The organism is Mesomycoplasma ovipneumoniae (assembly GCF_038095995.1).
Classification (GTDB): domain Bacteria; phylum Bacillota_I; class Bacilli_A; order Mycoplasmatales; family Metamycoplasmataceae; genus Mesomycoplasma; species Mesomycoplasma ovipneumoniae_F.
Genome location: NZ_CP146005.1, coordinates 550,996 through 567,368, shown reverse-complemented (window position 1 = coordinate 567,368; position 16,373 = coordinate 550,996). Strand labels below are relative to the sequence as shown.

The following is a 16,373-nucleotide window of genomic DNA, read 5'->3' as shown; positions in this document are numbered from 1 at the left end:
CTCGGGAAAAAACTCGGATTTACGGGTATTTTTTAATATTTATATTCACTGAAAAGTGAATTTTTGCCATCAAACTGTCAAAATCAGAAAAATCAAATAAACTTAATAAAAAAGTAATTTTAGATCACTCTGCCTAATATTTATAATATTTTCCTAAATTAAAAAAGATGCAATGAATTTACTGCATCTTTTTTAATTTTTTTAGAACATTGGCAACATTTTTGTCAATGTTTGGCGGGTAAATTATTTTTATTTTTCTTAGATCAATTCCTACAAAAGCGTTTTCAGAAAATTTTTCAAGACTCTGTGGTATTTTAATAATTGAAAGCGAACTTAGAGAATTAAATGTAAAATCAGGAATTTCTTTTGCACCTTGGCTAATTTCAATTTCAGTGATTTTTGGATTATTTGCAAATGTATGTGGGTCTAATTTAACATTTTTAGCAGTGATAATTTTGCCTTTATAATTTTTAGGGATAAAAATAATTTTGCTTAAATCGTTGTTGTATAAAATTCCGCCATAGTCTCTAAAGTAATAATTTCCCGGTTCAACAGTGATTTTTTCTAAATTTTTTGCATTTAGAGAAAACTTGTAATCCTCGATTTCTTGTACTGTTTTTGGCAAAGCAAATGAAGAAAACTCGTATTTTTCAGGCATTATAATTAATTTTGTCAAGTTTTTATTATATAAAACGCCGTTTTTTGATGCAAAATAAGGATTTTGGGGATCGACTTCAATACTTTTAACACTAAAAGTTCCACTTTGATAATCAATCCGCGTAACATTTGGACCAATGTATAACTTGCTTGCTTTTTTTAGAAAATCATTAGAAATTCCGACTACTTTAGACTTATTTTTAATTTCAAAGGCAGGCTTAGCATCGCTAGTATTAGCAGAAACAAGCGAAACACCTAAATTATACTCATAAGTTTGGCCGTTTTCCGAATAAAATGAGTCAAGAATTTTAAAAGTTTTATGATCTTTTGCAAATTCAGCATCATTTCTTCTGAATTGTCCTCAAGTTGGGTCTGAGTGAAAAAATTCTTTGGTTTTTGTATCAAAAACTAAATTTCACTGGTGTGGACCAAATTTTGACCAACCAATAACAATTGAATTTTTAACGCCAATTGAATCAAGCATCGCCTTATATAAATTAGAATAACCGCCACAAACAGCGTATAATTCTTCTAAAACAGCCGAAGGTTCAACTGCGGGAATTCGACTTAGATTTCAAGCATATTTTACGTTTTTAACTATTCAGTCAAAAATAATTTTTATTTTTTCTTGATCAGTTTTTGCCTTAGATTCATCGATTAATTTTTTAGTAAAATCAGCAACTTTTTTGCGATTTTTTTCGTTATAGCCTTGATATTCAAAATTTCTTACATCTTTTGGATCAATTAAATTCATAAAACTTTTGGCAGAATTATTAGAATTTAAATTACCTTGATAATCTTGGTATTTTTCAATGCCTAAAGGATAATAATTTTCGTCTTTTTCTTTTGGTTTTTCAACTTGAATTTTTGGCTCAATTATTTGTGAAAAATCAGTTGAACTTTTATAATTAGTTTTAACTTCATCAAAAATTTTTGTTAGTTTTTCGATGTTATTTTTGAAAAAGGAGTCATTTTGATTTTTTTGGTCACGAATTTTTTCATATTCAACCTCGTCAATTACTTGATTTAATTTATCCCTGAAAAATTCGTGTTTGAGCTCCTTTAATTCAGTGTTAATAAAATTCTTGACGTCATTTTCTAATTGCAAATATTTTTGCGAAAAATTTGCAAAAACAGCCGGTTCTGGCTGTTTTTTAGTGATAATCTCGGTTTTATTATCATTTTTTGGGCTTAAAAGTTGCTTTTGTTGCTGGTTGTGGTTTTTATTTTGGTTAAAATTTTTTAAAATTTGTTTTTTGACTATTTTTGATTTGTTATTAGATTTTGGAATTGAAACTAGATTTGATTTTTGATCAATTTTTTGTTCAAAAATGGGTTTTTGGCTAATTTGGGCTTCTGAATTATCTAGCAAATCGCCGGTTTTTTCAGTTGTTAGAGTTTGTTTTTGAATAAAATCATTCTCTTGAGATTGAGTTTTGGCACTTTCATCTTTTTTGTTTTGCAACTCAATTCGTGACGTTGTAACTCCACAAGAAGTTAAAAGCAAACTCCCTGAAGTTATTAATAGTAAAAACAACGATTTTCTAAGTTTTTTCATAATGCCCCTAAACCAAATATTGACTATACATTATAGCAAATTGCTTAAAAATTTCCAAGAAAGAAATCAAAAAAACTTAGTAAAAAAGGCAAATTAAATCGCAAAACCTAGTAAAACCGCGGCTAAACTAGGAGCAATAATTGGATTTCATGAATAGTCAAATCCGTAAATTTCTTTTCAATTATTAACATTCAAGAAATTATTATGTTTTTTTAAGACAAATGAAGTAAGGAAAAAGATAAATCTTGGACCAAAATCACGCGCAGGATTTATGGCATAACCAGTTGAAGAACCAAGTGATAGTCCAATTGAAAGCACGATTAGTGCAACAATTACTGGTCCCATTGTTTGAAATGATTTATCCAAAAAGGCAATTGTGGCAAGTAAGACAATAGTTCCGATAAATTCGTATAAAAAGTTGCTTACATAAGATTTTTTAAATGCCGGTCCGGTGTGGTGACATGAGGCAATAATTTCTGCTTTTGTTTCTTTAATATGACTTCAATTGATCGTATTTAGGATTATCTGGCCAAAAATTGCCCCTAATATTTGTAAAGGAATAAGCGCTAAAAGTTCGGCATTTTTTTGGTTGATAGCAAAAAAAATTGAAACAGCCGGATTTAAATGGGCAACAGAAATTTTAGGAGCTATTCCGTTAGCAACCATAATTCCCAAAAGCACACCAAGAGCTCAACCCAGGGCAATAACAATCCATTTTCCTGATTGATTTGCAAACATTTTTGTTGCACTTACAGAATAATTAACGCCATTTCCTAGCAAAATTAGCGTTGCCGTTCCCAGAAATTCAGATAAATAAATGATATTTTCCATGTAAAATTTCCTTTTATTTTATGTCTTTTACTCAGTTTAGAGTTTTTTTAACAGCAAGATCTCAATTTGCAACTAGTTTTTGAACCTGATTTTGGTCAAGTTGTGGTTTAAATGTTTTGTCAATTTGTGAAATTTGTTTTAATTCGTCAATTGATTTTCAGAATTTTGCATGCAATCCTGCAAGAAAAGCCGCACCCATTGCTGTTGTTTCGGTGTTTTTTGGCCTTGAGATCTCAAGCTCAGAAATTGATGATTGGAATTGCATTAAAAAGTCGCTTTTAGAAACACCACCATCAACTTTCATTAAGGTAATTTCCTGACCTAAGTCAGATTTCATCGCTTTAATTAAGTCGTTTGACTGAAAAGCAATTGACTCAAGGGCCGCTTTAATAATATGTTCTTTTCTTGTTCCTCTTTCAAGACCAAAAATTGCACCCCGAGAATAAGAATCTCAATAAGGAGCTCCAAGTCCGGTAAAAGATGGAACTAAAATTGTCCGGTGGTCGTCTTTATCAGTTTTGGAAATAAAATAATCAGTATCAGCGGCATTTTCGATTATTCCAAGTCCATCACGAAGTCACTGAATTGTTGCACCAGCAATAAAAACCGAACCTTCAAGGGCATATTCAACCGGATTGTCGCCAATTTGTCAGGCAATTGTTGTTAAAAGATTGTTTTTTGACTGAACAATTTTTTGACCTGTATTTGCTAAGGTAAAACATCCTGTTCCATAGGTATTTTTTACCATTCCAACTTCAGTGCAAAGCTGACCAAATAAGGCAGATTGTTGGTCACCAATAACTCCATAAATTGGCACTTTTCCTTTCGCATTAATTGATCAAAAACTTGGTTCAACGATTCCATAATCGGCCGCAGAAGGTAAAACTTTTGGCAAAATTTCGACTGGTATTTCTAATAAATCAAGTATTTTTTGGTCTCATTTTTTCTCTTTGATATCAAACATCATTGTTCTTGATGCATTTGAGACATCGGTAGCATGAGTTTTTCCTTGAGTTAATTTCCAAACAAGTCAAGTGTCAATTGTTCCGGCAAGAAGATTTCCTTGTGCCAAAACATCTTTGGCTTTTTGGACATTTTTTAAAATTCAACGTATTTTAGTTGCACTAAAATACGGATTAATTAAAAGTCCAGTTTTTTCTTTAATATAATCTTGGTGTCCTTGTGAAATTAGTTCATCACAAAAGTCACTTGTGCGGCGATCTTGCCAAACGATTGCATTATAAACCGGCTCACCGGTTGTTTTGTCTCACAAAACCACAGTTTCACGTTGGTTTGTGACCCCAAGCGCGATAAAGTTATCTGACTTTAAATTTGCACGCGTTTTGGCGCTTTGCATTGTATAGAGTTGAGTATTCCAAATTTCATTTGCATCATGTTCAACTCAACCTGATTGTGGATAATATTGTTGAAATTCCTTTTGAGAAATGGAAATTACATCGCCATTTTTATCAAAAACTAAGCTTCGGCATGAAGTTGTTCCTGAATCAAGTGTCATTATATATTTTTGATTGATGGTGTTGTCCATTTTTTAGCCCCCTTTTTGTGCATTTTTTAATTTAATTATACCATTTAGCTAAGATTTTTTTATTTATAAAAATGTAAAATCTTATAATAAATTTTAATTTTGTCTAATTTTTTGTCAAAATTAAAAATTAGATAACAAAAGTACATTTTTTGCAAAAATTTTTGTCTTGAAAGGCTTTTAAATTCAAGGCGATTTTTTTAATTAAGTCATTAACTTTTATTTAAAAATAGTTAAATTTATATTCTTTAAACTAGATTTGGTGAATTTGTAGTAAAATATTTAATCTAAAAAAACTTTTTTTGAAAAAATCAAGGAAAATTAATGTTAAAAAAAATATGTTCCCCACAGATCAGATTTAAACAATTTGACTCAGCATGACTAACAAAAGCAGTGGGGGATTTATTTTCAATAAGTCGCGGTGGAAGTTTAACTAAAAAAGATTTTCGGACATTTGTTTCAGAACAATATATTTACCCAGTTTATTCATCGCAAACAGAAAATCACGGAATTTTGGGGTATTATAAAGATTTTTTAGCTGAAAATGTAATAACATGGACGGCTGATGGTGTAAAAGCAGGAGTTGTTAATTTTCGAAAAGGAAAATTTTATGCAACTGGTCATTGCGGAATATTGACTTCAAAAAAATATCCTGAAAATGAATTTTTTGCTATTGGAATTGGATTACAAACCAAAAAACGAGTCTCAAGAAGTATCGTTCCTTCTCTAAAAAGCGAGGATATCGCCCGAGTTGAATTAAAATTTACTCCTGATATTAGCGAGCAGCAAAAAATTTCGCAACTTTTTGAGACGTTTGATAACTTAGTTAATGAACTTGAAGAAAAAATGAGCCTCGTGAAAAATCTTAAAAATGATTTCACTAACAAAATGTTTGCTAATTTTAGTTCAGATTTTCCTTCAATTAGATTCAAAGGTTTCAAACCAACTTGAATTACTGATCAAGTCAAAAATTTATTTGAGCTTTCCCGAGGCGAATCACTAACCAAAAACCAAATAAAAACTAGACCTGTAGAGAGAGAGAGAGAGAGAGAGACTACATCTACCCGGTTTATTCATCACAAACAAAAAATCACGGAATTTTGGGATATTATAAAGAATTTTTGGGTGAAAATTTAATAACTTGGACTACCGCAGGCGTAAATGCTGGAGTTGTTAATTTTCGAAAAGGAAAATTTTTTGCAACAGGTTCTTGTGGAATATTAACATCAAAAAAATATCCTGAAAATGAATTTTTTGCCATTGCAATTGGATTTCAAACGAAAAAAAATGTCACAAATGGCATTATTCCTTCTCTAAAAATTATTGATATTGCTCAAATTGAGCTAAAATTCACCCCAGATGTTGCTGAACAACAAAAAATTTCACAATTCTTTGAGACTTTTGACTCACTAATTCTTGCATACGAGCAAAAAGTTGAATATTTAAAAAATTTAAAAAATAGTTTTATTGCTAAAATGTTTATATAAAAAAATTTTTGGCTTTTTGTTAAAAAATGCTTAAGTTTAATTAAAAAATGAATTTTTTGAAAAAAATTTTGATTTTTCATACTATTTTTTGTTAAATTTTTTAAATGATTATGCTATAATTTAGACTAGGTAAACAGAGGTGTCCGTTTTGGGCTGAGAAAAACTCTTAAAAGTTGATCTAGGTAATACTAGCGTAACGAGTTTGTCCTTTTTTTCTTTAAAAGCAAATGCTAAAATCGTCATAAAACACCTTGTTTACTAAAACACAAAAGGAAAATTGTTTGTAATGACGAAAAAAAATAAATTTCACTCTAAAAAAAGAAATTTTTTAAAAAAATTATCTTTTTTTTCTTTTTTTTTAACAGTACCATTAGTGATTTCTGCATGTATCAATACTTCAGATCAAAATCCAGAGCAACTAGCTCAAACATGAGATACAAAAGTTAACCTTGGTTTAGGTCAAAGTTGATTTAAACTTAAATCTAAAGAACCTGATCGAGTTAATAAATTTCTTACCAATTTAACAAAAGAATTTAAGAAACTAAAAGAGGCAAATCCGCAAACTAAAGACTTGCCTGATGTGAATTTTGAATTTGTTGGAAATGATGATGCAAAATCAAAAATTTTGCAATTAAAATCATCAAATAACTCAGCTAATGCTCTCGATTTTGTAATTGCTGATGCAACTACAACTATCGAGGATGACCAAGACAAACAACTTTATAATGGTCTCCAAACTTTAACATGAGCTTTTAAAAATAGCCCTGAATCGCCGGTTTTTTACACCGACGGAACAGAAAATGATCCATTATATAAAGGTGCAAAACAATTAAATGAACTATTTAATAAAACTCCTTATAATGAATGGTCAAGTGATCCAAATGATGCGCAAAAATGAGACACAATTGCCTATCGATTTTTATATGATGAATCAAACCCGCGAAAAATAATTTCATATTACCGTGGTATGATTATGATTTATGGCGATGAAAAAACAAGAGCTGAAATTAAAAAAAGTTGACATGATAAAGACTGACCTAAATTCAGAAATTATGGAATAATTCATGGAAATCTAACTTCTGCTGGAACATTTAAAATGCAGAATTTTATTCTAAAAAAACATTTTGGTTCAAGTTTTAGATCGGCTAGTTTAAATGAAGATCGGCTAGGACATTCTGATAAATATATTCAAGGAGATGGCCATGCAATTGGTCAAGATCCAAATTTTAGAATTGCTTTTGATGATGAGGCTTCTTTTGCTTGAACTGAAAATAAAAAAGATTCAAAACAATATACTTCAAGCGAAACAGAATCTAAACCAGACTCTAAAGTTGAAATTTTTATGCTAACAAACCCAGCTTCATATGATATTGGTTCATTCCGCCCAAAATTCAATAAAATTCAAGCTGATTTAATTTCCCAAGCATTTATTAATCTGGCAAAAAACGGAAAAGATGAATACGGCCCAAACGTTGGGTACAATGGTTATAGAAAAGTAAATCAACAAGACCCTGAATTCCGTAAGATTTATGCCCAATCAAAGTCAAACTAAAAACTGTCTAATTTTTGAAGATTTTTCATTTAGACATGATAAAAACGGAAAAAATTTAATAAATCCTCTTAATTTTAAATTATGTAATACAGAACTTTTATTTGTAATTGGGCCAAGTGGTCAAGGTAAGTCTTCGTTTTTTTTGTCAATTTTACAAAATATTTTTGTTTCAGGTAAGCTAATTTGGCAAGAACAAAATTTATTAGATCAAAACAAAAAAAATAAAAAAAAATTTTTAAAAACAGTCGGATATCTTACTCAAACACCAACTTCAATAAATTTTCAAAGTGTTTATTTAAATTTAGCTAAAAATTTACCTAAGTATAAAAATATTTTTTATAGTTTATTTGCGATTCCAACCAAAAGCCAACGAGAACAAATAATTAAAATTATGAGCCAACTTGGTCTGGAAGAAAAAATTTACTCTATTTTTCAGGACTTATCTGGAGGTCAGCAACAGCGAGTTGAAATTGCAAAGCTCATGTTACACCACCCAAAAATAATTCTTGCTGATGAGCCAACTTCAGCTCTTGATCCAAAAACAGCTTCAAAAATTATTGATTTAATTATTAATTTTGGAAAATTAAATAATTCAATCACAATTATTATTTCTCATAATATTAATTTAGTGAAAAAATATGATGGCAGAATTTTACTAATAAACAATGGAAATGCTAACTTTTATAATTCATTTTCAGATATTGACCAAGAACAAATAGATTCAATATTTGGTAAGGATGACAATGAAGATGACGATCATTAGCGCATTTAAAAACAAGCCTTACCAAAGATTTAAAAAAACAAAACTTTTTTTCACATTTGTTTTTTTAGTTTTGTTTATTGTATCTTTTTACTCAATTTTTTCAGAAATTAATTATAATGGTTGAACCCTTTTTAAAAAAAATTTAACTGACTTGTTTGCTTTTTCAAACAAACATCCTTATTATAGTGATTCAGTTTTTTCTTTAAGCATGAGATTTTTATGAATCACAATTAAATACACTTTTCTTGGCACTTTTATCGGTGCAACTCTTGCTTTTTTTTCTGCGCTTTTTAGCTCACAATTTATTAAAAATAAATATTTAAAAAGCATAATTTGATGAATTATTATAATTCTTAAATCCTTTCCAATTACGTTTATAATTGATCCTTTAAAACTTATTTTTGCTCCAAAATTAGCGGCAATTTTAATTGTGACTTGATTTTCTTGAATTTGGTTACATCGGTATTTTTATTCTTTTTTAAATTCACTTGATTTAAGCGGGTATCAAAAAGCGATAATTAAAGGAAAAAATCGCTTCTTTGCATTTAAAAATGAAATTTTACCTTTTGTAATTAATAAATTTTTTGGGCTATTTTTATTCAGTTTTGAAGCAAATATTCGTTGAACAACGATTATTTCAGCAACTGGAGTTATTGGTATTGGAATTTTAATTAATGATGGGGTTCAAAATCCTGCATTGGGTTGAAAAATTGTCGGAATACCACTTGCAGTTTTATTAGTCTTTGCAACTTTTTTAGAATTTTTAATAATTTTCTTTAATAAATTTATATTACACAAAAGATCTGTTAATATAAACCAAAAAAATAAATATATTTTATGGTTAAAAGTAAATTACAATTGAATTTTAAGGATTTTTTTTGGATTTCTTATATTAACCTTATTAATTATTAGCATTTTGGATATTGAGTCATGGAACGTTAATCAACATCAAATTAATCGTTTTTTTGGATCACTTTTTGTTATTGACTGAAGTGTTTTTTTACAAGGACAATTAGACAATCCAATTTACATGGTTTGAAAACTTTTAGCTCAAGTTATTGTCTGTCTTGCAATTATTGGTGTAGTTTCAATTTTATGACTACTGGCTGCAAATGAAAAATTAAACCATTGAATTAAATGATCATTCTTTAAATTTTTACTTAACTTTTTTAGGATAATCCCGTCAATTGTTATTTTTTATCTTTTCTTGAGTTTTGCTGTTCAACCAATTTTATGGGTAACATTTCTTGTTGGAATTAAAAACGGCCTTGGAATGGCAAAAAAACTAAATGAAACTCTTAATTCGATCGACTGGCAAAAATACAAATTGCTAAGACTTCGCCAGTGAAGTAAATTTAAGACAATAACTCACTATATTTTCCCGTTAATTTACAAGGAATATTTTAAATATTTATCGGTTCAAATTTCAGATTCAATTCATGATTTGCTTCTTTATGGAATTTTTGGCGGATCTTTATTGGGACAAAAGCTCACAACCCTTTCCCAGACAGGTATTGCCGGTGATAGAACTGCATTTTTTACTTTTTCGTGAGTAACATGGTTTTTAATTTTATCTATCGAAATTATTATTATATCTATTCAAAACAATTATTTTAAAAAAATACTCGCGATCATGGTCAAATTGAAAAATATGATTTTTAATGTTGGCGCAAAAAAATATTTATTATAACCTTTATCCTTAAAATTAAATTTCTCCCGAGTTTGCCAGTTTGATGAGATAATCTTAAAAAGTGTCCGCTTTTGGGCACTTTTTTGACTTTCTTTGCAAAAGTTAATTACCTATTTTAAAACACTGGCAAAAATCAATTTATGGATAAAACAACAAAAATCATAAAAAAATTCAACTACTATTTAAACTCAATGTAAAAAGAAAACTCGTTTTTACTTACATTGAGCCTAAAAAAATATGTGAAGTTTTGAAAGAGCCATAATTAAAAGCCTTAATTTGTAGATTTCTAAACGGTCAAATTTAAGGCATTCCATTATATTTAAAAATATAATGCAAAATTCGCAATTTCTAATTTTTTTATGGTAAAAACATCCTTGATTCCTCCTTAATTCAATATCAAAATTTATTAATTCATTCTTAGTGAGGTTTATTATAACATAATTTTATTTTTGACCAAGCATTTTTTTTTTTTTTTTGAAAAGGTTGATTTTAAAATAATAAAACTTAGGATTTTAGGGAAAAAAGCACGGATTTACCGGTATTTTTCAGTGTTTATATTCACTAAAAAGTGAATTTTTGCCATCAAATTGGCAAACTCGGGATATTCATTATAACTTTTATCCTTAAGATTAAATTTCTTTTATCAATATAAATACAAACATGAAAAACAAATATTTTTTCATGTTTTTTTCCTTTTTTAGACAAAAACTAGTTAAAAAATTAAACTAAGTACATGAAAAAAATACAGGTTATCAGTTTAATTGTTTTGGCTGGGTCTCTTGCTGGATTCTCGTTTTTGGCATACAAACTTCAATCTCATGTCAGGCCGAAGAAGCAGATTTCTATAACTATTTTACACGGAGTTCGCAATCCTGGTACAAAATTTTTCAATTATGGAACAAAATGACGGCAAATTTTTGCCGATTTTGATGTAATTCGCGGATATGACACTAGCCAATATGAATCCGAACTAGAAGTTACAAGTGACCAAAAAATTTCCCTAAAACCTGCAGAGAAAAAATCCACATTAAATAAAATCACTCTAAAAGCATTAGAAAAAATTATCACTAACAAAAAAATAGCAACAAAATTACATGCTTTTTTAAAAGAATCAAAAAATAAACAAATAACTTGAAAAGAAATCGAATGAGCTTTACATCTTGATTCGGCAACTTTAAAAATTCTTCAAGAAAATTTTATTCTTGATTAGCAATTTTTTTAAGTTGTGTTTTTACAATTTTACTAGTTGATAATTTTAGAATTACCTGAGTTATGTTGTTATTTTTATCAGTTTCATTTTTAATTTTTGTTGGTGAATTTAAAAAAATTATTTTTTTACTGATATTATTGTTATTTTTTTTAGTATCTTATTGACTAATGTTTCCAAAAATTGCAAATTCAAGCGTTAGTTTTGAAAGTAAAGTTGTCGATAAAGTTAGTTTTGGAAATTTTGTAAAGTTTGAGAGTGACAAAATTTTTATCCGCGGCAATCAATATGAAATTGGAACACTATTAAAACTGAGCGGGAAACTTGTTAGACCTAAAAACACATCAGATTTTGACTTTGTTTCGTATTTGAAGTCAAAAGGTTCCTTTTTAGTTTTAGAAGATGAAAAAATTACTTTTTTAGAAGAAAGCAATACTATTTTTGCAAAAGTTAGAAAATTTTTCTCGATTCAAGAAAATTATTCAAAAAAGCTCATTCCGATGATTTTTCTTGCCGAAACTCCGGTGGATGCTAGTGAATTTCGAAAAATATTAGTAAATCTTGGAGTCTACCAAATTTTTGTCGTTTCAGGATTTCATATTAACCTTTTTAAACAATTATTTTTTTCATTTTCCAAAATGTTGAAAATACGGCAATTTATATACAAACCTTTATTTTTCTGTTTTTTGACTTTTCAACTGTTTTTGTTCAATTTTTCAATTTCATTCTTAAGAGGATTTTTATTCTGAGGTATCATTGAAGTTAATAAATTATTTTTGAATAAAAAATTTAATAAAATAGAACTTCTATCAATGAGTGGAATTTTAATTTTATCTATAAATCCTTTGATTTTTTACTCAGTAGGGTTTGTTTTGACATTTACAATTAGTTTTATAATAACAATTATAAGTCAGATAAAATTTCCAAAAAATTGGCATAAAGTTGTTATTAATTTCTTATTTATAAATTTTTTTAGCAGTATTTTTTCAACTTTTTTAAATTCATATTACAACTTTATGGCACCAATAAATACGATTGTTTTTACTGGTTTTTTTACTTTTTTATACGCAAGTTTGCTTATATTTATTTTTAATCCACAAATTGTTGAGTGAATTAGCAAGTTTTTCATCCAGAGTGTTGGTTATATTCAGGAATTTCAAATTTTAACTTTAAATATTCAATCCAGTTTAGCTTTTTTAATTATTTCATGTATAATTTCATTAGTATGTTTTTCATCATTGGAAGCGACAATTTCCTTGTCCAAGAAAAAATTTTCAGACTCCCAGAAATTAAAAACTCATTATTAATAAATTTTTTTGCAAATGATTCGCTAGATTTTATACAGGAAAACCTTGAAGATTCATCACTTTTCGACGAAAAAAAAGTATTAATTTTTAATAATTTTTTGCTTTTTTCAAAAAATGAAAAATTAAATAATCTACTGGCTTCTAAAATCATAAAGACAAAACACACAATCATTTTTAAGTATGTTTTTGATGAAAATTTAACCAATTTTGCTCTTAAAAATTCATGAATTTATAAGCGTTTTACTCCTCAGGCCACTAAAATAATTGAAGCCCAGCAAATTACAAAACAAAATGTTGGCCAATTTATTGCTCAAATGGTCAAAAAATTTAATGTTGAATTAGAAGCAACCAAAATTTTTGAGCTTGAATCAGTCTTACCGCTAAATGGTTGAATTATTTATAATGAAATTGCAAAGCTAAAAACTCTAAATAAACCTATAAATTCAGCAATAATTCGCGAATATATAAGCGATTACTCATCATATTCTACTTGAGGTTTTATTGAATCATTTGTTGATTTTGATTTAACAAAAGTTCTAAAATTTTACCGACAAAAATTATTAGAAGGACACACAATTGGCTTGTTATTAGGGCAAATTAACTCAAAATTATTGCTTAGTTTTATTGTTTTTTTACACAAAAAAGCAGGTAAAAAAGATTCTTACATCACTAAAAATCTTAATATTTCTGATTTCCAACTTAAAAAAGCAGTCGAACTATATAATAAAAACGGAATTAAAAAAATTGAAAAATTAATAATTAATCTTGCAAAATTAGATACAGAAATCAAAACTTCGCAAATTAATAACAAAATAGCCTTTGAATTATATTTGCTCCAAGTGTTAAGATAACTAATTTAATCCCCAAAATTGCAAAAAAAAAAAAAAATGGTTTTTTAAATAAATTATAGTTAAAACACTAACAAAAATCATAAAAAAATACAACTACTATTTAAACTCAATGCAAATAGAAAACTCGTTTTTATTTGCAGCGAGCCTAAAAAAACATATGAAGTTTTGAAAGAACAATAACCAAAAGCCCTAAATTTAAAGATTTCTAAACGGGTAATTTAAGGCATTCCATCATATTAAAAAATATAATGGATAATTCGCATTTTCTGATTTTTTTATGACAAAAACATCCTTGATCACTCCTTGGTTCAATATCAAAATTTATTAATTCATTCTTAGTGACTATATTATAACAGAAATTTTTTTTAGACCAAGCATTTTTTTTTTTTTTTGCAAAAGGTTAATTTTAAAATAATAGAACTTAAGATTTTAGCCTCAAAAAGCCCGGATTTACCGGTATTTTTTCATATTTGTATTGACTAAAAAGTGAATTTTTGCCATCAAACTGGTAAAGTCAGGTCATTAAAAATAAATTTTAAAATATTTTTGTTTTTGGAAATTTGTGCTATAATGATGGCAAATTTAAAATCATCTCAAAAAATTTACCGTTTGTTTTTATTAACTTGTTTTAATTCAAACAATTTATTTTTTGGGGTGATTTTTTATTTTTAAAAACAAAACAAAAAAAGACGGATCAAAAAACTATGAAAAAACTAGCAAAACCAATTTTATTCTCACCACTTCTTATCTCGGGATTAGCCTTAGTATCCTGTACATTAAGCACTACGAATGCTAAGGAATTTAAATTTGACGGAAATAATGACGGGCAGCTTCAATTTGTAACAAGTTGAAATGAAAAACAGCCAAGATTTCAGGCCTTAGATCAAGTTGTTAAACTTTGAAATGAAAAACCAGAAGTTAAAGATCAAAATAATCACGAGTATTTACCAATTAAATTAACTCCAAATTATGACAAAGATTACACCGTAATGGCTGCTAAATTCGAGCAAATTTTTTCTGCCAATGATAAAAATCAAACCCTAAATCTTGTAATAAATTATCCAGCTGTTGCGGCAAGTGCGGCTAAACATAAAATGCTTTTAGATCTAAATAAGTTTCCAGATTTAGCTCAGGCTATAAAAGATACTTATCATCCAAAATTTCTCGAATCTAATACTCAAATCGCAACTCTTGATGAAAAAGGAATTTATACAATTCCATTTGTTAAATCTTCGCAGACTTTAGTTATAGACGGACCAGTTATGGCCTGAATTATTGAAAATGCAAAGAAAAATGGCGCTAAAATTGCAGATTCTCCGGAAGATAAACGTTTTTTTGAACAGTTTTCTTTGCCAAAATCAGACACCGAACATATCAAAAAGCTCTGAGCACCGCGAAAATTTGACGATAAAAACCCTAATCCTTGACAGAATTTTGAACTTTCACACGAGACATTCAAATATTATGATAAAGTTTTTGATTTTTCCAAAAGAATTAAACAAGGATTTGTATTAAAACCAGCTGACATTAGCACAGGAGATTTTCCTTTCGGGACTGATGACATTGAAAATTTAGCTTTTGCCAAAATTTTTGCATCAGCTGGCGGGAATTATTCTAATTTTATGTTTGAGGTAACCAGGGAAAAATCAAAAGAATTAGAACGAGTTAGTTTTGATAAATTATTTAACAAAAATTCGCAAAGTTATCAAAATACAAAGAAAAATTATGAACAAATTTTAGATCTTTTTAAATCTGATGCATTTTTTTATCCAGGAAGGTTTTCCCAAGAAAGTTTTGCCAACAATTTGATGAATAATCACCAACTTGCCATGGCAATTTCCTCAACAAGTAATTATCAACGCCGGTTTGTAAAGTCAAATTCTAATTTTGTTTTCCAAGTAAATGGCAAAACTGAAAAAATTCCATTTTCTTCAAAAATCCAAGCATACCAAATTCGTGAGCTAGGTACAGGCCAAAAAGATTCCCAAAAAGCAATTTATGAACTAAAAAATGTCTTAACAAGTCAAATTAGCCAGTTAATAAATGAGACTAAAAGTTCAACTTATGCTGATTCAAATGTTTATTTAGATCCTAAAGACACTAGTCAAGCTAAAAAAGTAAAAGAATTTGTTGATTCTAATTCAAAAAATTCTAGTCAATCTTATTTAGTTTTTGGTGAAGATTTTTCTAAGTTTTATCAAGAAAAAATTAAAAACACTGACTCAGAAATAATTAATCTTACAAATAAAAATGATAAAAATGACATTTTTTTACTAAAAAATGCCAGTGTTGAAAATCCAGGTGGAGATAAACATTTAAACCAAAATGAAGTTGTTTTCCTCCAAGAGCCAATTAAAAATTCAAGCAGTGATTCAAAAAGTATTTATACTTACCAAGGTCCAGATTTAATCGCTTTTCACTCAAATGCCGAAGAAGATATTGCAACAAAAAATTTCCTAAAATGAATGCTAACTCACAAACAAGACTTTACTTACCAAGGCCAATCTGGTGAGGCAAAATATCATGGTAGTCCGAGTGAATATGTTGCATTTCGTGGAAATTATCTAGCGCCAACAAAACAAGTTTTTGGCCAAAATTTATCTAATACTGAACAATTTCAGCAAAATAATTCTTTTAGAGCCGCATTTAAAAATTTTAAAACCGTTAATGATGACCCGCAGCACAACTCATTTTATATGGACCCAGTTGACTCAAGAAGTGCACTAATCCGTCTTGAGGTAAAATCAACACTAAACCAAATGGGTCGTCTTGTTGCTGATGGATCCCAAGATCAAGCAAGTTTTGATAAATTTTTAACAGCACTGAAGACAAAATTAAATTCAGCAAGCGTGAGTTAATTTTTGACCAAAGGCTTAACTTTTTTAAATTAAAGTTTAATTAATTTGAAAAAAATTCAACAAATTTAA

At 28.4% G+C, this 16,373-nt stretch carries 12 protein-coding genes and 1 riboswitch; of the genes, 9 read left to right on the top strand and 3 right to left on the bottom strand.

Translation table 4 applies throughout. The features are described from left to right. Positions 1-178 precede the first annotated feature (178 nt). From V3249_RS02130 to glpK, 3 genes are all read right to left on the bottom strand, one after another. Positions 179-2,215: a leucine-rich repeat protein gene (locus tag V3249_RS02130; protein ID WP_337902431.1), complete on the bottom strand. Its 2,037-nt coding sequence runs from the start codon at positions 2,213-2,215 to the stop codon at positions 179-181. Positions 2,216-2,308: 93 nt separating this feature from the next. Further along, positions 2,309-3,046, bottom strand: a complete 738-nt coding sequence (locus tag V3249_RS02125; protein WP_337896732.1) for an MIP/aquaporin family protein — start codon at positions 3,044-3,046, stop codon at positions 2,309-2,311. Between the two features lie 13 nt (positions 3,047-3,059). Next, on the bottom strand, positions 3,060-4,592 hold the full coding sequence (gene glpK, locus V3249_RS02120) for a glycerol kinase GlpK (protein WP_341517659.1): 1,533 nt from the start codon (positions 4,590-4,592) through the stop codon (positions 3,060-3,062). Positions 4,593-4,913: 321 nt separating this feature from the next. On the opposite strand from glpK, the gene V3249_RS02115 reads away from it, so the two are divergent. From V3249_RS02115 to V3249_RS02075, 9 genes are all read left to right on the top strand, one after another. Continuing rightward, complete coding sequence (locus V3249_RS02115; RefSeq protein ID WP_341517658.1) at positions 4,914-5,726, top strand: restriction endonuclease subunit S; 813 nt, start codon at positions 4,914-4,916, stop codon at positions 5,724-5,726. Next, complete coding sequence (locus V3249_RS02110) at positions 5,690-6,076, top strand: restriction endonuclease subunit S (protein WP_052328381.1); 387 nt, start codon at positions 5,690-5,692, stop codon at positions 6,074-6,076. Before V3249_RS02115 ends, V3249_RS02110 begins: the two co-directional genes overlap by 37 nt. 125 nt (positions 6,077-6,201) lie before the next feature. Continuing rightward, positions 6,202-6,293: riboswitch (TPP riboswitch) on the top strand. A gap of 156 nt (positions 6,294-6,449) precedes the next feature. Further along, a complete protein-coding gene (gene cypl, locus V3249_RS02105; protein ID WP_341517657.1) occupies positions 6,450-7,628 on the top strand; it encodes an ABC transporter thiamine pyrophosphate-binding lipoprotein p37/Cypl in 1,179 nt (392 codons plus the stop codon). Next, on the top strand, positions 7,606-8,391 hold the full coding sequence (locus tag V3249_RS02100) for an ATP-binding cassette domain-containing protein (protein ID WP_341433020.1): 786 nt from the start codon (positions 7,606-7,608) through the stop codon (positions 8,389-8,391). Before cypl ends, V3249_RS02100 begins: the two co-directional genes overlap by 23 nt. Further along, complete coding sequence (locus tag V3249_RS02095; protein WP_332977216.1) at positions 8,372-10,081, top strand: ABC transporter permease subunit; 1,710 nt, start codon at positions 8,372-8,374, stop codon at positions 10,079-10,081. Before V3249_RS02100 ends, V3249_RS02095 begins: the two co-directional genes overlap by 20 nt. A gap of 796 nt (positions 10,082-10,877) precedes the next feature. Further along, entirely contained in the window at positions 10,878-11,291 is a 414-nt protein-coding gene (locus V3249_RS02090; protein WP_313359606.1) for a hypothetical protein, read from the top strand. A gap of 167 nt (positions 11,292-11,458) precedes the next feature. Further along, on the top strand, positions 11,459-12,595 hold the full coding sequence (locus tag V3249_RS02085; RefSeq protein WP_341517656.1) for a ComEC/Rec2 family competence protein: 1,137 nt from the start codon (positions 11,459-11,461) through the stop codon (positions 12,593-12,595). Beyond that, positions 12,514-13,446: a DNA polymerase III subunit delta gene (gene holA / locus V3249_RS02080; protein WP_252262654.1), complete on the top strand. Its 933-nt coding sequence runs from the start codon at positions 12,514-12,516 to the stop codon at positions 13,444-13,446. The genes V3249_RS02085 and holA overlap by 82 nt, the downstream gene beginning before the upstream one ends. 704 nt (positions 13,447-14,150) lie before the next feature. Next, complete coding sequence (locus V3249_RS02075) at positions 14,151-16,304, top strand: P68 family surface lipoprotein (RefSeq protein WP_341517655.1); 2,154 nt, start codon at positions 14,151-14,153, stop codon at positions 16,302-16,304. Positions 16,305-16,373: the final 69 nt, after the last annotated feature.